Origin of the sequence: Lentzea alba, from assembly GCF_011067745.1 — a bacterium.
GTDB lineage: Bacteria > Actinomycetota > Actinomycetes > Mycobacteriales > Pseudonocardiaceae > Lentzea > Lentzea alba.
On record NZ_JAAMPJ010000009.1, the window covers coordinates 203,627 to 228,228 of the forward strand.

Annotated in this window: 22 protein-coding genes; 8 read left to right on the forward strand and 14 right to left on the reverse strand. The window is 70.2% G+C overall.

What is annotated here, in order from left to right:
- Nucleotides 1-85: 85 nt before the first annotated feature.
- From G7043_RS30360 to G7043_RS30420, 13 genes are all read right to left on the reverse strand, one after another.
- Nucleotides 86-1,765, reverse strand: coding sequence for a class I adenylate-forming enzyme family protein (locus G7043_RS30360; RefSeq protein ID WP_166051416.1), 1,680 nt, complete (start codon nucleotides 1,763-1,765; stop codon nucleotides 86-88).
- Complete coding sequence (locus tag G7043_RS30365; protein WP_166051418.1) at nucleotides 1,762-2,664, reverse strand: prephenate dehydrogenase/arogenate dehydrogenase family protein; 903 nt, start codon at nucleotides 2,662-2,664, stop codon at nucleotides 1,762-1,764. The genes G7043_RS30360 and G7043_RS30365 overlap by 4 nt, the downstream gene beginning before the upstream one ends.
- On the reverse strand, nucleotides 2,661-4,697 hold the full coding sequence (gene pabB, locus G7043_RS30370; protein WP_166051419.1) for an aminodeoxychorismate synthase component I: 2,037 nt from the start codon (nucleotides 4,695-4,697) through the stop codon (nucleotides 2,661-2,663). Before pabB ends, G7043_RS30365 begins: the two co-directional genes overlap by 4 nt.
- Nucleotides 4,698-4,736: 39 nt before the next feature.
- On the reverse strand, nucleotides 4,737-5,060 hold the full coding sequence (locus G7043_RS30375; RefSeq protein WP_166051420.1) for a chorismate mutase family protein: 324 nt from the start codon (nucleotides 5,058-5,060) through the stop codon (nucleotides 4,737-4,739).
- 128 nt (nucleotides 5,061-5,188) lie between these two features.
- Nucleotides 5,189-5,800, reverse strand: coding sequence for a DsbA family protein (locus G7043_RS30380; protein ID WP_166051421.1), 612 nt, complete (start codon nucleotides 5,798-5,800; stop codon nucleotides 5,189-5,191).
- Complete coding sequence (locus G7043_RS30385; protein WP_166051422.1) at nucleotides 5,797-7,014, reverse strand: aminotransferase-like domain-containing protein; 1,218 nt, start codon at nucleotides 7,012-7,014, stop codon at nucleotides 5,797-5,799. The genes G7043_RS30380 and G7043_RS30385 overlap by 4 nt, the downstream gene beginning before the upstream one ends.
- A 96-nt stretch (nucleotides 7,015-7,110) precedes the next feature.
- Nucleotides 7,111-8,169 carry a histidinol-phosphate transaminase gene (locus tag G7043_RS30390; RefSeq protein ID WP_166051423.1) on the reverse strand — a complete coding sequence of 353 codons (1,059 nt, stop codon included), beginning with the start codon at nucleotides 8,167-8,169 and terminating at the stop codon, nucleotides 7,111-7,113.
- Nucleotides 8,166-9,419, reverse strand: coding sequence for an MFS transporter (locus G7043_RS30395; RefSeq protein WP_242642873.1), 1,254 nt, complete (start codon nucleotides 9,417-9,419; stop codon nucleotides 8,166-8,168). The genes G7043_RS30390 and G7043_RS30395 overlap by 4 nt, the downstream gene beginning before the upstream one ends.
- 5 nt (nucleotides 9,420-9,424) lie before the next feature.
- Nucleotides 9,425-10,660 carry an ATP-grasp domain-containing protein gene (locus tag G7043_RS30400; protein ID WP_166051425.1) on the reverse strand — a complete coding sequence of 412 codons (1,236 nt, stop codon included), beginning with the start codon at nucleotides 10,658-10,660 and terminating at the stop codon, nucleotides 9,425-9,427.
- Nucleotides 10,657-11,976 (reverse strand): ATP-grasp domain-containing protein, encoded by a 1,320-nt coding sequence (locus G7043_RS30405; RefSeq protein WP_166051427.1) that lies wholly within the window; start codon nucleotides 11,974-11,976, stop codon nucleotides 10,657-10,659. The genes G7043_RS30400 and G7043_RS30405 overlap by 4 nt, the downstream gene beginning before the upstream one ends.
- A gap of 253 nt (nucleotides 11,977-12,229) precedes the next feature.
- Nucleotides 12,230-12,424: a hypothetical protein gene (locus G7043_RS30410; RefSeq protein WP_166051429.1), complete on the reverse strand. Its 195-nt coding sequence runs from the start codon at nucleotides 12,422-12,424 to the stop codon at nucleotides 12,230-12,232.
- A complete protein-coding gene (locus G7043_RS30415; protein WP_166051431.1) occupies nucleotides 12,421-13,080 on the reverse strand; it encodes a hypothetical protein in 660 nt (219 codons plus the stop codon). Before G7043_RS30415 ends, G7043_RS30410 begins: the two co-directional genes overlap by 4 nt.
- Nucleotides 13,081-13,135: 55 nt before the next feature.
- Nucleotides 13,136-14,020, reverse strand: coding sequence for a hypothetical protein (locus tag G7043_RS30420; RefSeq protein ID WP_166051433.1), 885 nt, complete (start codon nucleotides 14,018-14,020; stop codon nucleotides 13,136-13,138).
- Nucleotides 14,021-14,208: 188 nt separating this feature from the next.
- Here G7043_RS30420 and G7043_RS30425 point away from each other — a divergent pair, with 188 nt between their 5' ends.
- The gene (locus G7043_RS30425; protein WP_166051435.1) at nucleotides 14,209-14,415 is read left to right on the forward strand and encodes a hypothetical protein; all 207 of its coding nucleotides are present in this window, start codon (nucleotides 14,209-14,211) and stop codon (nucleotides 14,413-14,415) included.
- Between the two features lie 50 nt (nucleotides 14,416-14,465).
- On the opposite strand, the gene G7043_RS30430 is transcribed toward G7043_RS30425, so the two are convergent.
- The gene (locus G7043_RS30430) at nucleotides 14,466-17,546 is read right to left on the reverse strand and encodes an AfsR/SARP family transcriptional regulator (protein WP_166051437.1); all 3,081 of its coding nucleotides are present in this window, start codon (nucleotides 17,544-17,546) and stop codon (nucleotides 14,466-14,468) included.
- A 167-nt stretch (nucleotides 17,547-17,713) separates the two neighbouring features.
- Here G7043_RS30430 and G7043_RS30435 point away from each other — a divergent pair, with 167 nt between their 5' ends.
- The 7 genes from G7043_RS30435 (at nucleotide 17,714) to G7043_RS30465 (ending at nucleotide 24,475) form a co-directional block, all read left to right on the forward strand.
- A complete protein-coding gene (locus G7043_RS30435; protein ID WP_166051439.1) occupies nucleotides 17,714-18,940 on the forward strand; it encodes an MFS transporter in 1,227 nt (408 codons plus the stop codon).
- A 107-nt stretch (nucleotides 18,941-19,047) separates the two neighbouring features.
- A complete protein-coding gene (epsC, locus tag G7043_RS30440; protein WP_242642827.1) occupies nucleotides 19,048-19,650 on the forward strand; it encodes a serine O-acetyltransferase EpsC in 603 nt (200 codons plus the stop codon).
- Entirely contained in the window at nucleotides 19,647-20,603 is a 957-nt protein-coding gene (locus tag G7043_RS30445; protein WP_166051441.1) for a PLP-dependent cysteine synthase family protein, read from the forward strand. Before epsC ends, G7043_RS30445 begins: the two co-directional genes overlap by 4 nt.
- Entirely contained in the window at nucleotides 20,600-21,883 is a 1,284-nt protein-coding gene (locus tag G7043_RS30450; RefSeq protein ID WP_166051443.1) for an ATP-grasp domain-containing protein, read from the forward strand. Before G7043_RS30445 ends, G7043_RS30450 begins: the two co-directional genes overlap by 4 nt.
- Entirely contained in the window at nucleotides 21,880-23,124 is a 1,245-nt protein-coding gene (locus tag G7043_RS30455; RefSeq protein ID WP_166051445.1) for an ATP-grasp domain-containing protein, read from the forward strand. The genes G7043_RS30450 and G7043_RS30455 overlap by 4 nt, the downstream gene beginning before the upstream one ends.
- The gene (locus G7043_RS30460) at nucleotides 23,121-23,258 is read left to right on the forward strand and encodes a hypothetical protein (protein ID WP_166051447.1); all 138 of its coding nucleotides are present in this window, start codon (nucleotides 23,121-23,123) and stop codon (nucleotides 23,256-23,258) included. Before G7043_RS30455 ends, G7043_RS30460 begins: the two co-directional genes overlap by 4 nt.
- Nucleotides 23,255-24,475, forward strand: coding sequence for an MFS transporter (locus G7043_RS30465; RefSeq protein WP_166051449.1), 1,221 nt, complete (start codon nucleotides 23,255-23,257; stop codon nucleotides 24,473-24,475). The genes G7043_RS30460 and G7043_RS30465 overlap by 4 nt, the downstream gene beginning before the upstream one ends.
- Nucleotides 24,476-24,602 lie beyond the last annotated feature (127 nt).

Below are 24,602 nucleotides of genomic sequence, written 5' to 3' on the forward strand. Positions count from 1 at the left end.
GCTGGGGAAGAAAGTCTGAAGTGGACACTCGTGCCCCGCGGCAGCAGACCGCCGCGGGGCACGAGTAGGGGGTGGGACCGACCGGTCAGGCCGGCACAGCGGCGAACGACCGGGGGTCCGCGGACTTGGTGTAGGCGGGCAGATCGGCGTACTTCTCGCGGAGGTTCCGCTTGAGCACCTTGCCGGTGACGCCGACCGGGAAGTCGTCGTCGGTGCGGGCCAGTTCGAGCGCGCCGAGCGTGAGGTGTCCCGCGCGAGCGAGTTCCTCGTTGGCGAACCGCAGCATCTTGTCCGGGTCGGGATCGGTGCCCGGCTGGGGCACCACCACCGCGACCGGCACCACGACGCCGTCGGCCTTGCCCGCGACGACCGCGCAGTCCACGACGTCGGGCACGTCGGCGAGCATGATCTCCTCCATGAACACCGAGTAGCCGGTGCGCTCGGGGGTGATCAACGCGTCGACGGTCCGGTCCACCAGGAAGTGGTCGCCGTTCGAGTCGCGGTAGCCGTTGTCGCCGGTGAGCCAGTAGCCCGACAGGCGGCTGCGGTAGTTGAGCTCGTGGTTGTCCCAGTAGCCCGGTGTGATGGCCGGCCCCTTGGCCGCGAGCAGACCGACCTCGTTGTCGTCGGCGAACGTGCCGTCGGGACGCAGGATCGTCACTTCCGCGACCCCGACCGGCTTGCCCGCACACCGGTCGTTGCGTTCGGTGTCGAGCGTGCGGATCTTGAGCAGCACGCCCCAGCCGAGCTCCGTGGTGCCGAGCCGGTCGAAGAACGCCGACTGCGGCAGGTGCGGGCTGCGTCGGCCGAGGATGTCCTTGATGTGCGCCTCGTGCACCGCGTCACCGATGGACACCCACACGTTCACCGAGTCGAGTGCTCCCGGCGCCAGGTCCAGCGCGGGAATCTCGGAGTACGCGTGGGCGAACGACATGACCGTGGTCGGCTTGTACTCGGCGACCACCTCGGCCAGTTCGTCGCCGGGACGGTCGAAGCCCGCTGTCGTCTGCGAGCCCGACAGCACCGCGTACACGGTGTAGGCGATGCAGCCCAGGTGCGACTGCGGGAGGCTGGTCATGGTCATCGAGCCCGGCTGTTCCTTGAAGTCGACCAGCCGGAACTTCGGTCCCGCGACGATGGAGCCGTGGGTGTGGATGGTCGGTTTGGGCAGGCCGGTGGTGCCCGACGAGTGCAGGACCGTGACCGGGTCCTCGTCGTTGTGCCGGAACCTCATCTCCGCCGGCATTTCGGCGTGCGGCGGGAAGGGCTGCTCCTCCGCCACCTGTGTCCACTTGACGGACGGCATCGTCGCCGCGAGTTCCGCCAGGTCGTCCATTCTGGACTTTCCAGCGAAGATGCCGACCGGGTTCGTCTGACCGGTCAGCGACTCGGCGATCTCCTTGGAGGCCTTGGTGTTGATCAGCACCGCGATGGCGCCGATCTGGGCCAGGGCGTAGAAGTGCACGTGGTAGGCGAAGGTGTCCTCGATCCACACGACGACGCGGTCGCGTGGACGGACCCCCATCTGGTCGTAGTACCAGACCGACCAGCTCTGCACGAGCTCGTCCAGCTGCAGCAGGCTGAACTCGGTCTGCGGCTCGCCCTTGGTATTCAGGAGGGGCCGCAGGGTGCGCAGAAACGGCTGGTCCGGCGCCGGGCTCGCGGCGATGGCCGCGGGCAGCAGGTTGCCGCCACCGATCGTGGGGTCGGCGGCGACGGCGGCGCGCTGTTCGACGTTCAGGACGGTGGGAGCGAACTTGGTCATGTGGTGTCCCTTCTCGCGGTGCTGACAGGTACTTCGCTCTGGCCGGCTGACCGCAGCTGCTGCGCCTGGAACATCTGGGCGCAGAAGGCGCCGTACTCGGGCAGGCGATCGCCCAGCACGGCACGCAGAGCCGACAGAAGATCGGTGAACTCGGCCTCTCCCGCGCCGACCGCGGCGGCAAGGGTGGCCGTGCCCGCGCGCAGTGCGTCGCGGGCGGTCTCGGCGAACGGGTTCGCCGACTGGACGTCCCAGTAGACCTCGGGGGTTCCGCCCGCGATCCGCGCCAGCAGGGCCAGCAGGGTCGCGTGCGGGGGTGGGGCGAGCGCGGCGAGCTCGTCGACGGTGACGTCGAGCTCGGCCAGCGCCGCGCCGAAGGACAGGACCGCGGCGTGGGTGAGCGCCTGGGTCGCCGCGGCCAGCCGGTCGTGCCGGTCGGCCGTCACGCGCACGACGCGGGCACCCGCGCCGGTCAACAGGTTCAGCAGTTCCTCGGTGCGCGGACCGCCGCCGTTGAGTTCCACGGCGGCCACCGGCCGGTCGGGGAAACCCAGTGAGGGAGCGAACATCGGGTTGAGCCCGAGAAGCTCCACATCGGACCGGACAGCGTCAGCCGCTGCGGCGTAACGCGACTTGACCGACAGCGTGTCGACGAGCAGCGCGCCGGGCGACAGCGTCGCCGTGACCGGGCCGAGTGCTTGCAGCGCAACGGTTTCCGGCACGGCGAGCACCACGACGTCGGCCATGGCCAGCTCGGCTGCCAGCAGCGCGTCCGGAGCGGTGATGTCGGCTCCGGCCGAGCTGTCCGCGACGTGCACCTCGGCGCCCGCCGCGGTCAGCAACTCGACGAACAACGTGCCCACCGCGCCGGCGCCGCCGGCGACGACGCAGCGGGTGGTCATGCCACGTCCTCGAGAGCGGTCTCAAGGGCGGTGTCGACGACCGCGGTCACCATGGCGCGGGACTTCACCGCGGTCTCGGCGAACTCCTCCTCGGCGTCCGACAGCGCGATGATCGCGCCACCGACGCCGAAGCGGACGCCGGACTCGGTCGCCACGAGCGTGCGGATGACGATGTTGAGGTCCACCGCGCCGCTGAGACCGAACCAGCCGATCGCGCCGGAGTAGACACCGCGCGGGCCGTCCTCGAGCCGGTCGATGATCTCCATCGTGCGCAGCTTCGGCGCACCGGTCATCGAGCCGCCGGGGAACGCCGCGCGCACGCAGGCCACCGGCGACTGTCCTTCCCGCAGCGTGCCGCGGATCGTGGACACCAGCTGGTGGACCGGGGCGTAGGTCTCGACGTCGAACAGCTTCGGCACGTGCACCGAGCCGATCTCCGACACCACGTTGAGGTCGTTGCGGATCAGGTCGACGATCATCAGGTTCTCGGCCTGGTCCTTCTTGTTGGAGAACAGGTCGGCCTTGAGCGCCGCGTCCTCCTCCGGCGTGTTGCCGCGCGGCCGCGTGCCCTTGATCGGCTTGGCCTCGGCGACCCGGTCCACGCCGATCGACAGGAACCGCTCCGGCGAGGCGCTCATGACGGAGACACCGGGGAAGTCGAGGAACGCGCCGTACGGCACGGGGCTGATGTTGCGCAGGTACGTGTAGGTGGTGAGCGGGTCGATCCGCACGTCCATGCTCACCTCGTTGGTGAGGCAGACCTCGTACGACTCGCCGTGGTCGATCTCGTGGAAGCACTCGTTGATGCGCTTGAGGTACGCGTCGTGGTCGTGCCGCAGTGCGGCGATCTTGCGCGCGGCCGGCGAGTTCATGTCGGTCCACTGCGTCGTCCGCGCGGCCTTCTCCCCCGCCCTCGTCGTGGCGGCGACCTGGTCCCCGATGACCGAGAGCCACGCCAGTGCGTCGGCGTCGGCGCCGTCGAGGCTCAGTGCCAGCAGGTAGGTCTCGCCGGCGACGTGGTCGACCGCGACCAGCCGGTCGGCGAACACCATCGCGGCGTCCGGTTCCTCGGCCTCGTTCACCTTCTGCGCACCCGACTCGACCTTGAGCTCGTAGCCGAGATAGCCGACGTAGCCGAGGTTGAAGTCGAACGGCACGCCCTCCGGGGTCGGAATGGCGCGCTGAGCGAGCTGCTCCTCCAGGTAGGCGAAGAAGGGCGACTCGACCTTCGCGACACCGTCGGCGCGCTCGATCGTGACCGTGTTCTCGGAGATCCGGTAGCTCAGGTACTCGGCGAGCGGCCCGGACGCGTCACCCATGTAGGAGAAGCGCGACAGGCCGTCGATCACCGAGCTGCTGTCCAGCCAGAACGGGTGGCTGCCGCCGGCGAAGAGCTTGCGGAACAACGCTTCGGTGTCCGGCAGCGCCGCGACCTTGCGCACGTGCACCTGGTAACCCCGCCGGCGCGACAGCGCCAGGTCGCGGAAGTTGGCGAGGAGCTCGCGGCCGTACTCGCTGCTGATGGACTCCGGGTGGAACTGCACGCCCCAGATCGGCAGGCTGCGGTGCCGGACGCCCATGATGATGCCGTCGGTCCAGGCGATCGGCTCCAGGCAGTCGGGCAGCGTCGTCGCGGCCAGGGAGTGGTAGCGCACCACGTTGTACGGCGAGGGCAGCCCGGCGAAGACGTCCACGCCGGTGTGCTCGACCGGGAACACCCGTCCGTGCACCGGTTCCGGTGCCAGGCCGACCTTTCCGCCGAAGAGGTGGCAGATGCCCTGGTGGCCGAGGCAGACGCCGAGCACCGGCAGGCCGCTCTCCAGGATCGCCCTGGCGCTCACGCCGAAGTCGGTCTCGACGTCGGGGCTGCCCGGACCGGGTGAGATGACGACCGCGTCGAACTCGCTCACGTCGATCGACGACCAGTCGACGTCGTTGCGGACCACGGTGGGTGCCACGCCGTTGACCTCGCCGAGCAGCTGGAAGAGGTTGTAGGTGAAGGAGTCGTAGTTGTCGATCAGAAGCGTGCGCATGGTGGGGCCGCCCTTTCGCAGCTCTCTCGGTGGCTTGGCTCAGGAGCCGATGACCTCGTCCTCCACGCGGCAGGTCTCAGCGATGATCAGGTCATAGAGGTTGCGCAGGAAGTCCAGGTCGATGCCGTGCTCGAGGCCGTAGTCGGCCGCACGGCGCTGGACGATGCCTATCCGGTGCGGCTGCATCATCGGAACGCCGTGTTCGCGCTTGTGCACCGCGATGTCCACACACACCCCGATGCGCCGGCGCAGGGTGTCGAGCAGCACGACGTCGATCGCGTCGAGCTTGGCGCGCAAGGCTTCCAGGGCGTCTGGTGCCGCGGTGGCGTCCGAGGCAACGGGAACCGTGCTTGCAGCGGTCATGTCAGGACCTCCGAATGTGCGACGAGGCCCCCGGCTCGTGCGTCCGGAGGCCTCGTCGGCTGGATGTGGGGTCTGGGTACGCGACGAGGCCCCTGGTTTGTGCGTCCAGGGGCCTCGCCGGTGGGGTGTCAGCTGAAGTCGAACTCGCCCGTGCGGGTGCGCTTCAGCTCGAAGAACTTGGGATAGGAAGCCATTTCCACCGCGGCGTCGAACAGGCGGGCGGCCTGCTCGCCGCGCGGGATCGACATGAAGACGGGGCCGAAGAAGGCCACGCCGTCGATGTGGATCGTCGGCGTGCCGACCTCCTCGCCGACCGGGTCCATGCCGCGGTGGTGGCTCGCCCGCAGCTTCTCGTCGAACGCGTCCGAGGTCGCGACCTCGGCGAGAGCGGGGTCCAGGTCGAGCGCGGCCAGCGCCTCGGCGATGACGACCGCGTAGTCCTTGTTGCCACCGTTGTGGATCCGCGTGCCGAGCTCGGTGTAGAGGTCGCGCAGGACCTCGTCGCCGTACTTCTCGGCGGCCGCGATCGCGACCCGCACCGGGCCCCACGCGCGGTCGCAGAACTCGCGGTACCAGGGCTCGATCTCCTTGTGCTCGTTGAGCACCGAGAGGCTCATCACCTGGAAGGACAGGTCGATGTCGCGGTGTTGTTCGACCTCGAGGATCCAGCGGGACGTGATCCAGGCGAACGGGCAGGCCGGGTCGAAGTAGAAGTCGACGCGCGGTTTCTGGGCCGTCATGAGGGTGTTCTCCGGTTCCGTTCGGGTTCGGCGGCTTCCTTCACGACGCGGGCGAGCCTGCGCACGCCGATCGTGATGGCAGCCGGTTCTGGATATGAATACGACACCCGGAGGTGGTCGTCGCCCGAACCATCGGCGAAGAAACCCGTTCCGGGGACATATGCCACACCTTCCTGGATCGCCCGCGGCAGCATCGCCTTGGCCCCCACACCGTCCGGCAGCGCGAGCCACAGGAAGAAGCCTCCCTCCGGGACCCGCCACCGGGTACCGCGGGGCATCAGCGTGGACAGCGCGCCGAGCATGGTCTGGCGGCGTTCCCAGTAGAGCTCGCGCAGTGCCTTGACGTGGTCGATCCACGGCTCGTTGGCCAGGTATCGGGCGACGGCGATCTGGGCGAGCCCGGAGTGGCAGAGCATCGCGGCCTCCGCGGCCAGCACCAGTTTGGCGGTGACCTCCGCGGGGGCGAGTGCCCAGCCGACCCGCAGGCCCGGCGCCAGGATCTTCGAGAACGACCCGAGGTACACGACGCCGGAGTGCGCCGCGCGCAACGCGGGCAGCGGCTCGCCTTCCAGACGCAGCAACCCGTACGGGTTGTCCTCGACGATCTGCAGCCCGATCCGGTCGCAGGTCGCGAGCACCTCGGCCCGCCGCGCCGCGTCGAGCGTGACGCCGGACGGGTTCGCGAAGTTCGGCACCGTGTAGAGGAACGCCACCCGCCGGCCGTCCCGGCGCGCCCGGTCCACCGCTTCGGCGACGGCGGGACCGCTGAGGCCCGCGCCGTCGTCGGGGACGTGCCGGACGTGGACTCCGTGCGCGGAGAACGTGGCCAGCGCGCCGACGTAGGCGGGCGACTCCGCGAGCACGACGTCGCCGGGGTCGGCCAGCACCGCGGTGACCAGGTCGAGCGCCTGCTGTGCGCCGGTGGTGACGACGACGTCGTCCGCGTCCGCGGAGATGCCCTCCTCCGCCATCACCGTGCAGATCATCTCGCGCAGGCCGGGAGCGCCCTGCCCGGTGGCGTACTGCAACGCGCCGGGCTCCGCGGCGACCTCGCCGAGGATGCGCGCCAGCACCTGGCTGGGCAACGCGTCCGCGGCCGGCATGCCGCCTGCCAGCGACACCACGCCGGGGCGTGCCGCGACGGCGAACAGCGCCCGGATCTCCGAGGCGCGCAGGCCTTGGCTGCGATTGCTGAATCTGTCTGTGGGATCCATCGCGGTCTTCTCCTCTCTCCGTTGAGCGGGGAATCGTCAGGGCCGCCCGCACGTAGCCCACCTAGGTGCGGGCGGGCCCTGACGACAGCTGCGGGGTCAGTGGCAGCGGGAGTAGAGCTCCGCTGCTGCTAGGAAGGCGTCGTTGGCGTTGGGGTCCCCGATGGAGACGCGGACGCCTTCGCCGGGGAAGGCCCGCACGGCCACCCCGGCCGCCGCGCAGGTGGCGGCGAACGCGACCGACTCCGCACCGAGAGGGAGCCAGACGAAGTTGGCCTCGGACTCGGGCACGGTCCGGCCCTGGTCGAGCAACGCGGCCCGGACGCGAGACGCCTCCTTGACCGTGGCCTCGACGCGGGCGGTGAGCTCGTCGCCCGCCCGCAGGGACGCCACCGCGGCGGCCTGCGCGATCCGGTTCACCCCGAACGACAAGCTCGCCGTGCGCGCGGCAGCGGCGAGACGTTCGTCCGCGATGACGTAACCGACACGCAGGCCGGCCAGGCCGTGCGCCTTGGAGAACGTGCGCACCACGGCGAGCGACGGCCGCCCGGCCAGTAGGTCCAGGCCGTCCGGTGACTCCGGATCGCGGACGTACTCGAAGTACGCCTCGTCCAGCAGCACCAGCACGTCCGGCGGCAGCGAGTCCACAAAGGACTCCAGTTCCGCACGGCGCACGACGGTCCCGGTGGGGTTGTTGGGGTTGCACACGATCACCGCGCGGGTCCGCGGTGTCACCGCGGCCGCCATCGCGGGCAGGTCGTGCCGTTCGTCGCGCAACGGCACCGGCACCGGGTTCATGCCGGCCAGCTTGGTCATCGTCGGATAGGCCTCGAACGACCGCCACGGGAACACGACCTCGCCGCCGGGCTCCTCCACCGCGGACAACAGGTTCGCGATCACCCCGCACGATCCGCAGCCGACCGCGACCTGCCCGGCGGCGACACCGAGCGAGGAGGCGAGCTCGCCGACCAGCTCGGCCGAGGTGTAGTCCGGGTAGCGGTGCACGTCCGCGGCGGCGCGGGAGATCGCGGCCGCGACCGACGGCAGCGGGCCGTCCGGGGACTCGTTGGCCCCCAGCAGGAACGTCTCCCCCGAGGGCGAGACGACCGGCGGGCCCGGTTTGAAGGTGGGCAACGACTCGACGACGGGACGGATCATGACGGCACTCCGACCTGTTGTTCGGCGACCGGCCGGCCGGCCAGGACGAACCGGTACTGCCGCACGATCACCGCGCCGAGCACGAGGTACAGCGCGGCCATGCCCCAGGCGGGCAGAACGGCCCCGAGCGTGACGCACCCGGCGGCAAGTCCTTGTGCGACCCGGATGTTGAGGTTGTAGACGGCCATGTAGCGGGTGCGGCTGTGGTCCGGCACCAGGTTCGCGAGCAGCGCCTGCTTGACCGGCACGCTCATCAGCTCGCCGACGGTGAACACCAGGCCGGCGGCCATCAGCACCCAGCCGGACGTGCTCACCGCCATCACCGCGTACCCGCCCGCGAACAGCGCCGTGCCGAAGTACAGGCCGGTCCGGTCGGACACCCCGCGGAACAGCACCGCGGAGAACAACGCCAGCACCACGACCAGGATCGTGTTCTCCGCCCGCAGCAGGCCGATCATCCCGACCCCGTCCACCGCAGGAGCCCACGACAGCAGTTGCTGCGCCGGGAAGTCCGTGGCCAGCCGGACCGCGATGTGGTTCACCAGCTGGAACTCGATGGCGAGGGTGAGCGTCCCGGCGACCATGAGCCGCAGGAACGTCCGGTCGCGCAGCACCAGCCGGTAGCCCTCGCCGAACTCCCGCAGCACCGCGAGCACGCCCTGCGGACGGTCGCGCGGTACGTCGGTGTCCGGTTTGGTCTCCGCGATCAGGAAGTACGTCGTGGCCAGCACGGCCAGCGTCGCCCCCGCGGCCACCGCGAGCACCACGGCGAACCGCGAGTAGAGCGCCGCACCGACGAGCGCGCCGATGGCGAGCGCCAGGTTGGTCGCCCAGAAGTTGATCGTGTACACGCCCTTGCGGGTCTCCGGCGAGGTCAGGTCCACGATCATCGCGTCGTTGGCGGGCAGCGCGACGCTGGCGGCGAACTTGTTCGCCACGTACGCCAGGTACACCAGCAGCGCGCTCGCCAGCACCGGCGAGTCGGCCAGCGCCATCACGCCGAACGTCACGGCGGCGCCCGTCTCGGCGACGAGGAGGGTGCGCCGTCTGCCGTGCAGGTCGGCCACGTGCCCGCCGACGAGCATGCCGACCACGCCGAGCGCCACCACGACGATCAGCAGCACGCCGGCGGCCACCACACCCCAGGCCAGCGCCAGGTGGACGGCCATGAACGAGGTGATCATCGAGTCCACGAGCCGGTTCACGAACCCGACGCCGATGCGGACGCGCAGGCTCGGGTGCAGTCTCATGAGGTTCACGACCTCACCTCCAGGAGACTGTCCACGGACACCTGGAGCAGCGACTCCACCTCCGTCACCCGCCACGCCGCTTCTTCGTGCGAGGGCGCGGACACGACCACGTAGCCGTGGCGCGAACGCCAGTCCACCGTGACCGGGATCCGCCCACCGGGCTCGAACGGGAACGAGAACTCGTCGACGAAGGGCAGCGCCCGGATCGCGTCGAGCCCGTCGACGGACCGCAGCACGCCCGGTGGCAGCGCGAAGTAGTGGATCCACGCCACGTCCGGCCGCGAGCGCGGTGCGGGGGAACGCCCGGCGAGCGCGGCGAACACCGAGCCCTCCAGGTCGACACCGGTGGCGAGCTCGACCAGCCGCGGGATGCGGTCACCGCCCAGGCGGGCCTGCGACTCGATGATCCGCGGCCCGGCGGGGGTGACCCGCAGCTCGGTGTGCGCCGGTCCCGTGCGGTATCCGGCGGCGTCGAGCATCGCCACGACCACCGCACCGATCGCGGCCTTGTCGTACGAGTCCGGCGCGGGGTGGGCGTGCCCGGCCTCCACGAACAGCGGTGGCGGGCCGAGCCTCTTGTGCGTCACCCCGATCACGTGGTGCCGGCCGTGCACGCTGATCGTCTCCACGCTGAACTCCGGGCCGGTGAGGTACTCCTCGACCAGCACGGGTCCGGTGTAGCCGGTCTCGTCGAGCGCGGCGCCCCAGGCCTCGAACTCGGCCAGGTCCCGCACCAGCACGACCCCGCGGCTGCCGGACAGCTGGGTCGGCTTCACCACGACGGGCAGTTCGAAGCGGTCCAGCAGTGCCGCGGCCGACCGCCAGTCGGGCGCGTCCGCGTGCCGGACCGGGGAGAGCCCGTGCTCGTCGAGCAGGCGGCGCAGCGCGACCTTGTCGTTGAGGCGGTGGACCGAGTCCGCCGAGTTCGCCGCGAGACCGAGGTCCTCGGCGACCCTGGCGGCGAGGCCCATGCTCTCCTCCTGGCCGACGTGGTGGATCAGCTCCGCGCCGAACTCCCGCGCCGCCTCGCACAGCACGCGTTCGTACCCCGCGGCGTCGGCGAAGTCGGCCTCCCAGTACGCGTCGGCCTGGGCCCGCACGTCGTCGAGGTACCGGTCGGCGAGGCCGCCGAAGATCTCGGTCGCCACCTTCGGGTCCCAGACGGCGCCGACGCGGAAGCCCTCGGCCTTGGCCTTGGCCAGGTAGGCGCGGTACGGCATGACCATCAGCAGGTTGCTCATCGCGCTGCCTCCTCGGCCGATACGGGCGTCGTGCGGATGTCGATGGCGCGCCGGACGCGTTCGGTGATCTCGTCCAGCTCCGCCGGGGTCGGCGCGTCGACGAGGAACGTGACGGAACGGTCCTCGGAACAGGTGATCGGCCCCAGCACGGCGCCGCGGTCGGCGTGCACGTGCACCGCGCGCAGTGCGGCGGGGGCGTCCGCGGGCAGCGGTTCGGGCTGCTCCCACACGCCTGCCTCGCCGACCCACTCGACCTGCACCTCGGGCCAGTCCACGACAACGTCGGAAAGAACGCCCTCGGGGTGCTCCAGGTAGACCTGCCGGGTGTGCCGGCGCGGCGCCGGGTAGTCGGCGTGCTCGCCGAGCGCGATGCGCAGCACCTCGGTCTCCAGCGGCCGGCCGGTGGCCAGCTCGTAGAGCGAGCACAGGCCGTCGCCCGGCGGGCGGGCCGCGATCTCCATCATGATCGCGCGGCCGTCCGCGGTCACCCGCCACTCGGCGTGGGTGATCCCGTCGCGCACGTCCAGCCGGTCGAGCACCCGCTGGTTGGCGTCCAGCAGGAGCTCCGTGACGGCCGCGTGGTCGCTCGGCACGGTGTGCGCGAGCTCGACGAAGTGCCTGCCGTCGTGGTCGTTGGTGTCCTTGCGGGTCACCGAGGCGAAGATGGCCTTCCCGTGCTGCACCAGGCTTTCCACCGAGTACTCCGGACCGATGATCTTCTCCTCGACGAGCACCGTCTCCTGCTCGCCGTACCCGGACAGCTCGGCGTGCAGCTCCTCGGCGTTCGCCACGGTGACGACACCGGAGCTGGAGTGCCGGCCCGACGGCTTGACCACCGCGGGGAACCGCACACCGGACAGGTCGTCACCGGCGAAGGCCACCTGAGGGCTGAACTCGGGCAGGTACCAGCGCTGCAGGTACTTGCTGCGGCACACGCGACTGGCGCGCAGGCCGGCCCCCGGCAGGCCGAGGGCGTCGGCGATGAGCCCGGCCGGTTCCACCATCGTCTCGCCGACCGCGTACGCGCCGACGATGTCGTACCGCCGCCGCCACGCGAGTGCGGCGGCGACCGGTCCGGCGAGGAGCGACCCCTCGTGGCGCACGCCACCGTCCACGAACGCGATGTCCTCGACGCCCGCGAGCGGGTGGCCGGAGTCCCCGGCCACCCGCTCCGCCTCGGCACGCCAGTTCGCCGAAGTGATCAGCAGTACCCGCAGTCCGCGCTCGCGCAGTTCCGCGAGATAACGCGGCGCGCGGCAGACGGCCAGCAACGAGCCGGCCAGGATGAATGCTCTCGGTCTCGACGGTTCGGACATGGCGGCGCTCCAGATGGAATGAATTGAATGCTGTCGTCTCCGCGACGCGTCAATCGCGTGGGAGGAAGGGAATCAGGGTCACTTGCGGTGTCTGTCCGCCGTGCGGGCAAAGCGGTGCCCCGAGAACAGCGTGACATCTACGACCAGAGGGGTCAACCCTTTGTTCGAGAAAATCGCTGTGGAGTTTTTCTGCCTGTTTCCGGACACGCGAACAGGGGCCCTCCCAAAAGGGAGGACCCTGTTCGTGGCGTGTTCAGCTCGCAATCTTCGCCGCATTCGCACGCAGAATTTCACGCAACTCGTCGAGACTGTATTCAGCCTTGTTGCGACTGCCGTACCTGGTGAGCTTTCCGCGGCTGGCCCATTTGCGGATGGTGGCGGCCGGGACTCCGGCGGCGAGCGCCGCGAGCTCGGTGGGCACGGTCCGCCCGCGCGTTCGCTGTTTCATGACGCGGTCCCCTGCGCGGAGTGCTGGGCGGCCGCGCCGTCCTCGGACTCCTCGAGCAGCAGCCACTGGCTGGCCGAGAGGTGGTGGCCGGCACCGCAGGAGGCGGCGTGCGCACCGGCGTCGGCACCCGCGCCGACCGCCGCGTAGACGGTCATGCCACAACCCGCCTCGCCGCAGGGGCCGAGGTCGATGCGCTCGCTCATCGACGGGTCCAGCACCGCCCGCGCCGCGTCGGCCAGGTCGGTGATCTCCTCGGCGAAGTCCTGCGCCGCCTCGTGGTTCAGGATCCAGTCGAGGTTGCGGTACAGGAACGTCGACAGCACGTGCACGCGACGTGAGGGCGGCTTCGCAGCGCCGGTCTCCTCGATCACCATCGACGACCACGAGGCCAGCACGCCGAGGATGCTCGTGCGCACCGAGACCGCGGTCAGGTTGAGACTCAGCCCGCCCGGCACGCGGGTGTTCTTGATCTGCACGATCTCCGGCCGGCGGCCCGGTGTGAGCGACTGAGCACACTGTTCGTGCAGTCCGGGCAGCGCCCGCAACTCGTCACGCAGGGCCTGGCGGCACTGGTCGCAGCTGCGCGTGCCGGAGATCGCAGTCGCGGTGCAGGAAGGGACGATGCGCAACTCGCAGTGGGTCTGGGACACGGACATGGTCGACTCCTCGGGTATCGGCTGCTCGCCGCGAACGGACATTTCTCTGTGGGATTCAGTTGCCAACGAAGGTTCCAAGTCCGGCCGCGGCGGCGGCTTGGTGGATGCGGCCCGCAAGGACGGGGTCGAGCTCCGTCCCGCCGCCGATCAGCTCGACGAGCAGGACGTGGTCGTGGTCAGTGCGTCCGGGGTGCTCGCCCGCCAGCACCCTGCCGAGGTCGGCGACGACGGACGGGGACCTGTGTCCACGGCCGAACCGGCGCCTTCCCGGGTGGGTCCTGACGAACGTCCGGTCGCTGTCGGCGAGCCCTTCCGGGTCGTCGACGAAGACCGCGTGCACGCCGTCGAGCAGGGCGGGCGGCAGGTCGACGCCGGTGGCGTTGACGAAAACCGCGCCCTTCGCCAGCCGCGTCGTGCCGAGCCGGGTGGACCCGGCCAGAACGACGAGGGTGGCGCCGAACATCGCGTCGGCCGGGGTCTCCACGAGGGAGTACCCGATGCCGTCGCGGTCGAGCCGGTCGAGCACCGCCTGGTCGAGCGGCTCGTCCCCGATGACCGCCACGGCGACGTGGCTGACGTTGGGAACGTGTGTGCGCAGAACCGCGAGCTGCAGTTCCAGCGCGAACCCCGAGCCGATGACCGAGGCGGTCACGACTCCGGGAACCAGCAGATGGCGAGTCGCCAGCGCGGTGAGCACCGCGAGCCGGTAGTCACGCAGGCCGGCTGCGGGCATCACGCACCGCTCGCCGTCCTCCGGTGTCTCGTAGATCGCGGTCTCACCGTCGTTGCGGACGGCGGCGCCCTCGGCCGCGAGGCTGCTCAGGTCCTCGCGTCCCGCGGACCGCGTGATCAACGCTGTCGCCATCGCCTGCACCGCGTCGACGTCCTGGACCACGTGCCGAAGGTCGTCGTTGCTGAGGCGGAGCGTCAGGGCGTTCATCGCCGGTCCCTCCCGTGTTCGTTGAATTCGATGCGACGAACGTTGCCGGGAGGGGCTGTCGATCTACTTTCGAGGTTCTATCGGACCGTTTAAGGCGGCGTGATGGCGGACGGAACGAGGACCGAAGGAGCCGGTGGCTGAACTGGTGTCAGCCAGGGGGAACGCCCCCGACAAAACCGGAGGTAGAAATGTTCACCAGCCGCAAGTCCGCCGCCTCGACGCTGGTTTCGCTCATCATCGCGACGCTCGCCATCCTCGGAATCGCGAGCGGAACTGCCTCCGCTGACACCCACTGGAAGTCCGTCGACGTCACCGTTCAGGGCCCGACCGACTGCCCCGCGGACACCCACTGGAACGCCGAGCTCCAGATCTGCGTCGAAGACACCCACTGGTGATCACGCAAAAGATGAAAAGGACACGAACCCGCGTCCGTGCAGTCGTCCAGCTAAACGGTGGACGAAAGCGCGGCGCGGGTTATCTCCACTTCCGCCAGCAGCTGAGCGGATTCCTTGGACTGGATCGGCACGAGCAGGTCGGCCGCGCGTTTCACGGCCACCAGTGCGTCCTCCCCCGCCTCGTAGGCCTCGGACAGCGCGAGGAGGGCCTTCGCCTGCCACAGCGCCGACCCCAGTTCCTCGAACAGCTGCCGCGCGCGCTCGAGATGCGTGGTGCCGGCCGCGCCGCCGCCACGAGCCAGTGCGATCTGGCCCAGCGCGTACAGCGTCTTGGCCTCGATCAGCCGCTCCCCCATCTTGCGGGACAGGTCGAGCGCGTGAACCAGGGTCGTCTCCGCGTTGTCGAGACGACCTTCCTTGTGCCGCACCACGCCCAGGCTGTACAGGGCGTAGGTCTCGCCGATGCGGTCGCCGGTGTCGCGCACGATCTGCAGGACGCGGTGCAACGACTTGCGCGCCTGGTCGATCTGACCGATCGCCACGTGCAGCTCGGCCACGCGGTGCTCCACCTGGGCCTCGGCCCGCAGGCAGTTGACCTCGCGGGTGATGCGCACCGCGTCGTCGAGCAGCTCCCGCGCGGTGGCGGTGTCGCCCTCCTCCATGTGGTGCTTGGCCAGGCTGCGCAGGATGTGCGCCTCACCGATGCGGTCGCCGGCGGCGCGCATGGTCATCAGCGCCTCGGCGTACTTGGCGAGCATCGACGCGACGTCGCCGCGCAACCCGTCGACGTGGGCGTCGTTGCGCAGCACCAGCGCCTGGCCGTGTTCGTGGCCCTCCGCCCGGAAGCCCTCCAGCGCCTCGCGGAAGCACTGCGCGGCCTCGACCAGCCGGGTCTGGAACATGTGCAGCGTGCCGAGCGAGTACCTCATCGTCGCCACGCCGATGCGGTTGCCCGCACGGACGGCGACGGCCTCGGCGGTCTTCGCGCACTCCAGCCAGTCGTCGAAGTAGCCCTTGGACTCGAACAACGTCACCGACGTCAGCGCGAGGTCCCAGCACAGCTCGTCCAGGCCCGCCTGCGCCGACTGGCGGACGGCGGCGACGAGGGAGCGCCGTTCGCTGTCCAGCCAGTCGATCGGGTTCGTGGTCAGACCCATGTTCGCCCAGGTGGCGTCCGGCCAGCGAGGAGCCTCGCCGTGCATGATCGTGTAGTCGCCGCCGTACTCGCGCCGGTGCGCCTCCTCGGCCAGGGCGAGCCACGCGCCCAGCAGCCGGGCGAGGGCCTCGGTGCGTTCCTCCTGCGTGGTGGACTCGGTGAGCTTCTCCCTGGCGTAGACCTGGATCAGGTCGTGGAATCGGTACCGCGGGGCGGTCGCGTCGGCGTACTCGACGGTGTCGACGAGCTGCGCGTCCACCAGGCTTTCGAGGATGTCCTCGGCGTCGTAGATGTCGATGTCCAGCAGCGCGGCGGCCGTCCACGCGGGGAACTCCGGTGCCCGGATGAGGGAGAACAGCTGGAACAACCGCTGGGCGTCGGGGTCGAGTCCCTTGTAGGTCAGGCCGATGTTGGACCGCAGCTCCAGCCCGTGGTGCTCGAACTCGTCGAGCCGGCGGGCCTCGTCGCGCAGCCGGCGGACCAGTCCGTCGATGCGCAGGTGCGGCCGCGACGCGAGCCGGGCGCCCGCGATGCGCAACGCCAGGGGCAGGCCGCCGCAGAACGTGATCAGCTCGACCGCCGCCTCCGGCTCGGCGTTCACCCGTTCATGGCCGATGATCCGCGCGAGCAGGTCCGCGGACTGGTCCACGTCGAACACGTCCACGTCGAACCACTGGGCGCCCGGCAGCCCGGACAGCCGCACCCGGCTCGTGGTGATCACCGCGCAGGACGCGCTGCCCGGCAGCAACGGCAGCACCTGGGCCTCGCTGGTGACGTCGTCCAGCACGAGCAGCAGCCGCTTGCCGGACACCTTGCTGCGGTAGAGCTCCACCCGTTCGTCGATGTCGTCGGGCACCGCCGTGCCGGGCACGCCCAGCGACCGCAGGAACCGGGCGAGCAGTTGCCCGGTGCGGTCGTCGCCGCTGTGCACGCGCAGGTCGGCGTAGAGCTGGCCGTCGGGGAACCGGTCGGCGACCTCGTGCGCCACCCGCACCGCGATGCTGGACTTGCCGACGCCGCCCTTGCCGGAGATGGCCATGATCGGCACGGCGTAGCGGACGTCGTCGGACTCGGTCTCGAGTCCCGCGCGCAGCACCTCGATCAGGTCGTGCCGCCCGGTGAAGTCGGTGATGCTCGCGGGCAGCTGGCGCGGGATGGTCGCCGGGGGTTCCGCGACGGGAGCCGCGGGCGTCGCCTGGCCCGCCGCCGCCTTCGGGGGCGCGGGCGGGGCGTTGAGCGACGGGGCTCGGTTGAGGATGGCCTGTTCCAGGTCCTGCAGCTCCTGGCCGGGCTCGATGCCGATCTCCTCGATCAGCACGTTGCGCGCGTCGCGGCCGACCTCGAGCGCTTCCGCCTGTCTGCCCGCCCGGTACAGCGCGAGCATGAGGAACCCGTACAGCCGTTCGCGCAACGGGTTGTCCTGCACGAGGGTGCGCAGTTCCACGCAGATCTCCTCGTGCCGGCCGAGCGCGAGGTCCAGCCGGATGCGTTCCTCCACGGCCGCGAGGCGCTGGTCGTCCAGCGGCAGTGCGGCGCGCTGGACGATGTCGCTGGCAACGCCGGACAACGCCGACCCGCGCCACAACGCCAGCGCGGTGCGCAGGGTGGCGGCCGCCACCTCGACGGAGCCGGCGTCGCTCTCCTCGCGCGCGCGGGCGACGAGTGCGGAGAACTGGAGGCTGTCGAGACCGTTCTCGGCCATCTCCAGGATGTAACCGGGCGGTCTGGTGCGGATCGCGTCCGGGAGGCCCGCGTCGGTGAACACCTTGCGCAGGGCCGAGATGCAGATCTGGATCTGGCCCTTGGCGGTCGAGGGAGGGGAGCTGTTCCACACCGCGTCGATGAGCTGGTCGACCGGTACGACGCGGTTGGCGTTGAGGCCCAGCATCGTCAGCACCACTCTCTGACGGGGCCCTCCCAGGTCGAGCGAACGCTGGTCGATCACCAGCTCCACCGGTCCCAGAAGTCTCAACATGACTGGTCCGCCCCTCAACTACCCCACCCCTGGCACTGCGACTCGCCCCTTCGGTTCCGAACGAAGTGGCGCTGTGTTCACTCTGTGATCTGGTGATTACAATCCGCTCACGACGCCATCCGTTCGCCCTGAGCGATGATGTCACGTGACGAGGAAAAAGGAGCGGCATGTTAAGAAAATTGCTCCCTCCGGCTGGCCCATCCCGAAGTTTGGCCGTTGCGCAGCTGACCAATGCGATTGGCGATGGTGCCTATTATGTTTGTTCTGTCTTATATTTCACCCGAATAGTCGGCTTGACGCCCACGCAGGTGGGACTGGGTCTGACAACGGGCTGGGCGCTGGGAACGTTTGCGAGCGTGCCGCTCGGACATTTGGCAGATCGGCGTGGTCCACGTGGCGTCGCGGTGACACTCGCGGTGGCGACCGCGATTGCCGTCGCGGCATTCGCTCTGGTCCGTTCCTTCCCCGCGTTCCTGGCCGTGGCGTGCATCTATACGGTTTGCCAATGCGGCCTGGTCGCCGCGCGGCAGGCGCTCCTCGCGGGAGTGGTCGACGCGGCCGGTCGGACCAAGGCCCGTGCGTACATGCAGTCGACGGCGAACGCCGGCATCGCCATTGGCGCCGTGATCGGTGGCGTCGCGCTGCAGTTCGACACCCAAGCCGCCTACTTGACCGCTTTCGTGCTTGACGCAGCAACATTCCTGCTGGCGGCAGTTGTGCTGCGGCGCCTGCCGCATGTACCGGGTGTCGCCCGGCCCGAGAAAGGCGAGCCCGCACTCGTCGTGCTGCGTGATCGCCCGTACGCGGTGCTGACGGCGCTCAACTCCGTGCTCATGCTGTACATGCCGTTGTTGAGCGTTGTACTACCGCTGTGGGTCGTCGGACACACCGGGGCGCCACGCTGGATGGTGTCCGCGTTGATGGTCATCAACACGGTATCGGTGGTGTTGTTCCAGGTCTCGGTGGCGAACCGAGTTCACGACCTCACCAGCGCCGTCCGAATTGTCCGCCTTTCTGGGTTGGTCCTTCTTGCCGCGTGCGTGGTGTTCGCTTTCTCGTCGGGGGACAAGGCCGCCTGGATCGCGGCCGTCGTGCTCGTGGCGGGCGCCGTGCTGCAGGTCGCGGGCGAGATGATGCTGGCGTCGGGCTACTGGGAGATCAGCTTCGGTCTCGCGGTGGAGGGGAAGCAGGGCCAGTACCAGGGGTTCTTCAGCAGCGGCATCTCGGTCGCGAGGATGCTCGGCCCGCTGGCGCTGACCGCGCTGGTGATCGACGGCGGAGTCGTGGGCTGGCTGGTGCTCGGCGCGCTCTTCCTGGCCGCGGCACTCGCGACCGGCCCGGCGGTCGCCTGGGCCCAGCGCACCCGGCCCGTAGCGTCTGACCAGGTGATTTAGCGCTATCGATCCGCTATCGGCCGGAGCTTGATCGGCAAAAGCCGACCCAAAGGGCCTCCGCCCACCCTGAGGTTGCTGACAACCGACGGATGGGAGGGGGCCCTCAGATGGAGCGGGTCACCACAGCCGCGCCGGCACCGGGCACTGAGCCCGGACTGCTGCGCCTGTGCGGCGAGGACTGGGACACCGTGGTCGAGCGGGATCCATCGATCCGCGGCCACGTGGAGGGACTGCTGCATCCGGCGCTGCCGGCGATGTGGACGCATCGCATCGCGCACCGGCTGCACAACCGCGGACTGCGGTTGACCGCCCGTGCACTGATGGTGTTCGTGCGCGCGGCGACGGGGGTGGAGATCCATCCCGGCGCGCGGCTCGGCCGCCGGGTCTTCATCGACCACGGCGCGGCCGTCGTCATCGGGGAGACGGCTGTCGTCGGTGACGACGTCACGATCTACCACCAGGTGACGCTCGGCGCGGTCGGCTGGTGGCGCGACAACCTGCGCCCGTCCGGCGAACGCAGGCACCCCGAGATCGGCAGGAACGTCGTCCTCGGCACCGGTGCCACCGTGCTCGGCCCGATCAGCGTCGGCGACGACGCCGTCATCGGGGCCTGCGCTCTCGTCGTCAACGACGTGCCCGGCCGGGCCGCCGCGCTCGCGCCGACCGCGGCCGTGTCCACCAGCCACACCCTTCGGAGGAACGCATCATGACCGCAACCCTGGGCGCCCGGCGGGTGGCCGAGTCCATCGACGACCTGGTCGGCAACACGCCTCTGCTGCGGCTGCCCGCCACGAACGCGACGGTGCTCGCCAAGCTCGAGTCGGCCAACCCCGGTTCCAGCGTCAAGGACCGGGCCGCGCTGTGGATGCTGCGCGGCGCCGAGCGCGACGGCCTGCTCTCCCCCGGCTCCGGCACGGTCATCGAGGCGACCTCCGGCAACACCGGGATCGCACTGGCCGCGCTGAGCGCCGCCCGCGGCTACCGGTGCGTCATCGTGCTGCCCGACAACGCCACCCGCGAACGCATCGGACTGCTCAAAGCCCTTGGCGCACAGGTGGAACTGACTCCGGCCGAACTGCGTTACCAGGGCTGCATCGACCGGGCGAAGGAACTCCACGACGCGACGCCCGGCTCCTGGTTCCCGCAGCAGCACGCCAACCCCGACAACCCGGCCGCGCACTTCGAGTCCACCGGACCGGAGATCTGGGCCGACACGGCGGGCACCGTCGACATCCTCGTCGCCGGCATCGGCACGGGCGGCACGCTCTGCGGCACCGCCGCCTTCCTCAAGTCCCAGAACCCGTTGGTGCAGGCCGTCGGGGTGGAGCCGGAGGGTTCCCCGTTGCTGTCCAAGGGTTACCCGGGCAGCCACGCCATCCCCGGCCTCAACGGCGGGTTCGTCGCCGAGACCACCGACGTCGCGCTGATCGACGACGTGCTGGCGGTGAGCGACCGGGAGGCCGCGGACACCGCGCTGTGGCTCGCCCGTCAGGCCGGTGTGCTCGCCGGGATCTCGTCCGGTGCCGCGGCGTTCGGCGCGCTGCGCGTCGCGGAACGGCCGGAGAACGAAGGCAAGACGATCGTCACCATCCTGCCCGACACCGGTGAGCGCTACCTGAGCGTGCTGGCGACGGCCGACATCGCGAAGGGAGCGGACCGATGAGCGTTCTGCTGCTGGTCGGAGGAACCGACGACACCGTCGTCAAGGCGAAGGAGCTCGGCATCACGGTGCTGCTCCTGCAGCACCCGACCAAGATCTCGCCGATCCAGGAAGCCGCCGCCGACGAGATCCGGATCGTCGACTTCACCAGCTGGGCCGAGGTCGAACCGGTGGCCGAGGAGCTGTGGGACCTGCACCACTTCGACGTCGCGCTGTCGCTGACCGAGCCCGGACTCGACAACGCGGGCCGCATCAACGACAAGTTCGGCCTGGGCGGCACCGGTCTCGCGGTCACGCGACTGTTCCGCGACAAGCTCGCCATGCGCGCACACCTGGCGTTGCACGACCCCGCGGCGGTGCCTGCCGCGCCGTTGGCGGAGCGCGCCGACCTCGATGCCTACGCCGGGCGCCACGGTTTCCCGTTCATCGTCAAGCCCACCGACGCGACCGCGGGGATCGGGGTGCTGAAGGTCGAGGGACCGGAAGACCTCGACCGGGCGTGGGAGCACGTGGCGCGGCTGCGCGGCACCCGCACCGACCGCGTCTCGACGCTGTTCGTGCTGGACGACTTCCTGATCGAGCGGTACCTCGACGGCGCGGAGTACAGCGTCGAGACGTTCAGCTTCAACGGACGCCACGTCGTGGTCTCCGTGACGGAGAAGTGGGTCGACCCGCGGTCGTTCGCCGAAATCGGGCACGTCGTGCCGGCCAGGACGAGCAGCGCCGACGAGGAGCTGATCCGCGCGGAGGTGCCGCGGTTCCTGACCACCATGGGATTGCGCGACGGCGTCGCGCACACCGAGGTCCGGGTCGGCTCACACGGCGTGTCGGTGATCGAGAGCCACAACCGGGTCGCCGGTGACGCCATCACGGACCTGGTCGAGGGCGCCTACGGGATCGACCTGATCACGTACTCGGTCGGCTGGCCGTTCGGGCTCGTGCCCGAGCTCCCGGACCGTCCCGTGGCGCACGCGGGCGCGAGCACCCGGTTCGTCGTCGGCACGCCCGGCCGCGTCGTGTCGGTCGCGGGTGTCGAGGCCGCTGCCGCCGCGCCGGTGGCTCTGGTGGTGCGGGTGAGCGCCAAGCCCGGCGACGAGGTTCGCTCGCTGCGCGACAACTGGGACCGGCTCGGGCTGGTCGCGGTCACCGGTCTCGACGCCGACGACGCCATCGCCAACGGCGCCCGGCTGATCGAGTCGGTGATCGACATCCGGGTCGAGACCGAGGACGGCACCGTCGTGCGCGCGGGTGCCGCGGAGGTTGCGGAGGCGGTGCCGGCATGAGCGTGCTGATCATCCACCGCAACCCGTTCGAACCGTTCCCCTACCGCGACTGGCTGGCCGGGTACGACGCCGACGTCGTCGTCCTGGCCGCTCGGGACCGGATCGTCGGCGCGGGCGAAGCGGTTCCGGCCGATCATCTCGGACTCACGCACCTCGAGGTCGTGCCGGACTTCCACGACGAGGAGCTGTTGTTCGAACGGGCGCTGGCGCTGGCCGAGAAGTTCGAGGTCACCCACGTCGTCGCGCATCACGAGGCCGACCTGCTGGCGGCGGCGCGGGTGCGCGAGCACCTGGGCCTGGCGGGCGCGTGGACCGCGGACACCGTGCCGTACCGCGACAAGTCGGTGATGAAGCGCCTGCTCGTCGCCGCCGGGATCGAGGTGGCGCGGCACGCGGTGGTCTCGACCGCCGCGGAGGTGCAGGCGTTCGCCGAGAAACACGGCTTTCCGGTCGTGGTCAAGGACGTCGCCGGGTTCAACGCGATCGGCCTGCGGATCCTGCACGGCCCGGAGCCGTTGGAACTGACCGGTCCCGTGCTCGTGGAGTCGTTCGTGCCGGGCAAGATGTGCCACGTCGACGGTCTGGTCGTCGGCGGACGGGTCGTGCTGGCGTGGGCGTCGCAGTACCAGTACTCGCTCTCGTCGTTCGGCTCCGATCCCGGTGCGCGCGTCGACCTGACGCTCGACGTGTCGGATCCGTTGTCGGTGCGGTTGCTGGATCTGGCCGGGCGGGCGGTGGCCGCGCTGCGGACGTCGGACCGGCACCTCGACCACGCCTTCCACGCCGAGGTGTTCCACACGCCCGACGACCGGCTGGTGGTGTGCGAGATCGCCGCCAGGACCGGCGGGGCCAAGATTCGCGAGGTCGGCGCCGCGATCTTCGGCATCAACCACGGCGAGTACCTGACGCGTGCGCAGCTCGGGCTGTCCATGCCGAAGCTCGCCGCGACGCTGGCGGGCGGGCCACCGCCGACGCCCGCCCGGATGTCCGGGCAGGTGCTGATGATGAAACGGCCAGGGCTCGTGGAAGCACTGCCGTCGACGCTCGTCGAACCCTGGGTGGCGCGGTTCTGGCGCTACGCCACCGTCGGTGACGTCATCCCGCCGGCGGCCGGGTCGGCGGACTTCCTGCTCGCCGCCGTGGCCACCGGTGCCGACCGGGCCGAGGCGGAGTCAAGGCTGCGCAAGATCGGAGTCAGGTTCGAGTCCCAAACCCGCATATCCCAGGAGGGATCGTCATGAGGAAGCAAAACCTGCCGGAGATGGACGTTCTCAAGCCCGTCGACCTGCTGCTGGTCGCGGCCAACCCGAGCGGTGCCCGCGTGGTGCGCCCCGCCGTGCAGATTCCCGAGCAGCGGCGAAAGGACCGGCGATGAACGGCTGGCGGACCCGGTACCTGACCGGAATGGTCGTCGACGCGACCGGCGCGGGCATGTACCTGCCGTTGTCCCTGCTGTACTTCCACCACGTCACCGGGTTGCCGATCGAACGGGTCGGCGTGCTGATGACGGCGGGCGCGCTGTTCGCGTTGGCGGGCAACCCCGTTGCGGGGATGCTCGTCGACCGGTTCGGCGCCAAGGCCGTGGTCGTCGGCGGGTACCTGGTGCGGGCGTTCGGGTTCGGGCTCTACCCGTTCGTGGACTCGGCGTTGGGGATGTTCTTCGCCGTCGCACTGGTCGCGGTGGGCGACGGTTCGTTCTCGCCGTCCATCCAGTCGTTGGTGGCCGACATGGCCCGAGGTGCCGAACGCGACACTCTGCTTGCCGCGCAACGGAGTCTGCGCAACGCGGGACTCGGTGCGGGTGGCCTGATCGCGGCCGGGGCGCTGACGCTGGGCAGCGACGCGGCGTACCAGGTGATCGTGCTCGGCACGGGGGTGGCGTTCGTGCTGGCCGCGGTGATCGTCGGGTCCATCCGGTATCGGCCGGTGGCGCCGCAGGTGCGAAACCTGGCGCGCGGCGGATATCGGACGGTGCTGGCGAACCGGCCGTTCCTCACCCTGACCGCGCTGAACGTGCCGATCGCGTTCGGGTACATGGTGCTGGCGGTGGCGTTGCCGGTGTACATCACCACGCAACTCGGTGCGCCGACCGGGCTGGTGGGCACGTTGTACGCGGTGAACACCATCGGGATCGCGTTGCTGCAGATACCGGTCACCCGGTTCCTGGTGCGGTTCCCGCGCACCAGGACCACGGCCACGGGCGCGGCGGTGATCGGTGTGTCGTTCGTCGTGTTCGCGGCGCTCGGTGTGGTGTCGTCGTCGGCCGCGGTGCTGCTGGCCGGCGCGTTCGCGGCCACGGCGTTGTTCACGCTGGGCGAGCTGATGCACGGGGCGACCGCCTCGGCGCTGGTGTCCTCCGCGGCGCCCGCCGAGACGCGCGGACGGCATCTGTCGGTGTACCAGTTCTCCTGGGCGATCCCGACCGCCACGGCGCCGGCGGTGCTGACCTGGCTGATGACGTTCTCGGCGACGGGCATGTGGCTCGTGCTGGCAGCGGCGGTGACCGCGTCCGCACTGGCCCTGGTGCGCCTGGAACCCCGGCTGCCCCAGGAGGCGGTGCGCACCACCGCACCGGTGCTGCAGCCCGCCTGAAAATCCTTTGTGGACAAAAACGCCCGATGGGTTCGCCCGTCGGGCGTTTTCGTCTCTGCGCCGTCCATACCGGACCGATAGCGCTTCGACAGCGTCCTTTCTGAACCTGAGGGGGAGAAAGGCCGCT

What these genes read in the sequence shown, in the direction of transcription:
- G7043_RS30360 (WP_166051416.1), bottom strand. Translation starts at nt 1,765, where the DNA reads ATGACCAAGTTCGCTCCCACCGTCCTGAACGTCGAACAGCGCGCCGCC.
- G7043_RS30365 (WP_166051418.1), bottom strand. Translation starts at nt 2,664, where the DNA reads ATGACCACCCGCTGCGTCGTCGCCGGCGGCGCCGGCGCGGTGGGCACG.
- pabB (WP_166051419.1), bottom strand. Translation starts at nt 4,697, where the DNA reads ATGCGCACGCTTCTGATCGACAACTACGACTCCTTCACCTACAACCTC.
- G7043_RS30375 (WP_166051420.1), bottom strand. Translation starts at nt 5,060, where the DNA reads ATGACCGCTGCAAGCACGGTTCCCGTTGCCTCGGACGCCACCGCGGCA.
- G7043_RS30380 (WP_166051421.1), bottom strand. Translation starts at nt 5,800, where the DNA reads ATGACGGCCCAGAAACCGCGCGTCGACTTCTACTTCGACCCGGCCTGC.
- G7043_RS30385 (WP_166051422.1), bottom strand. Translation starts at nt 7,014, where the DNA reads ATGGATCCCACAGACAGATTCAGCAATCGCAGCCAAGGCCTGCGCGCC.
- G7043_RS30390 (WP_166051423.1), bottom strand. Translation starts at nt 8,169, where the DNA reads ATGATCCGTCCCGTCGTCGAGTCGTTGCCCACCTTCAAACCGGGCCCG.
- G7043_RS30395 (WP_242642873.1), bottom strand. Translation starts at nt 9,419, where the DNA reads ATGAGACTGCACCCGAGCCTGCGCGTCCGCATCGGCGTCGGGTTCGTG.
- G7043_RS30400 (WP_166051425.1), bottom strand. Translation starts at nt 10,660, where the DNA reads ATGAGCAACCTGCTGATGGTCATGCCGTACCGCGCCTACCTGGCCAAG.
- G7043_RS30405 (WP_166051427.1), bottom strand. Translation starts at nt 11,976, where the DNA reads ATGTCCGAACCGTCGAGACCGAGAGCATTCATCCTGGCCGGCTCGTTG.
- G7043_RS30410 (WP_166051429.1), bottom strand. Translation starts at nt 12,424, where the DNA reads ATGAAACAGCGAACGCGCGGGCGGACCGTGCCCACCGAGCTCGCGGCG.
- G7043_RS30415 (WP_166051431.1), bottom strand. Translation starts at nt 13,080, where the DNA reads ATGTCCGTGTCCCAGACCCACTGCGAGTTGCGCATCGTCCCTTCCTGC.
- G7043_RS30420 (WP_166051433.1), bottom strand. Translation starts at nt 14,020, where the DNA reads ATGAACGCCCTGACGCTCCGCCTCAGCAACGACGACCTTCGGCACGTG.
- G7043_RS30425 (WP_166051435.1), top strand. Translation starts at nt 14,209, where the DNA reads ATGTTCACCAGCCGCAAGTCCGCCGCCTCGACGCTGGTTTCGCTCATC.
- G7043_RS30430 (WP_166051437.1), bottom strand. Translation starts at nt 17,546, where the DNA reads ATGTTGAGACTTCTGGGACCGGTGGAGCTGGTGATCGACCAGCGTTCG.
- G7043_RS30435 (WP_166051439.1), top strand. Translation starts at nt 17,714, where the DNA reads ATGTTAAGAAAATTGCTCCCTCCGGCTGGCCCATCCCGAAGTTTGGCC.
- epsC (WP_242642827.1), top strand. Translation starts at nt 19,048, where the DNA reads ATGGAGCGGGTCACCACAGCCGCGCCGGCACCGGGCACTGAGCCCGGA.
- G7043_RS30445 (WP_166051441.1), top strand. Translation starts at nt 19,647, where the DNA reads ATGACCGCAACCCTGGGCGCCCGGCGGGTGGCCGAGTCCATCGACGAC.
- G7043_RS30450 (WP_166051443.1), top strand. Translation starts at nt 20,600, where the DNA reads ATGAGCGTTCTGCTGCTGGTCGGAGGAACCGACGACACCGTCGTCAAG.
- G7043_RS30455 (WP_166051445.1), top strand. Translation starts at nt 21,880, where the DNA reads ATGAGCGTGCTGATCATCCACCGCAACCCGTTCGAACCGTTCCCCTAC.
- G7043_RS30460 (WP_166051447.1), top strand. Translation starts at nt 23,121, where the DNA reads ATGAGGAAGCAAAACCTGCCGGAGATGGACGTTCTCAAGCCCGTCGAC.
- G7043_RS30465 (WP_166051449.1), top strand. Translation starts at nt 23,255, where the DNA reads ATGAACGGCTGGCGGACCCGGTACCTGACCGGAATGGTCGTCGACGCG.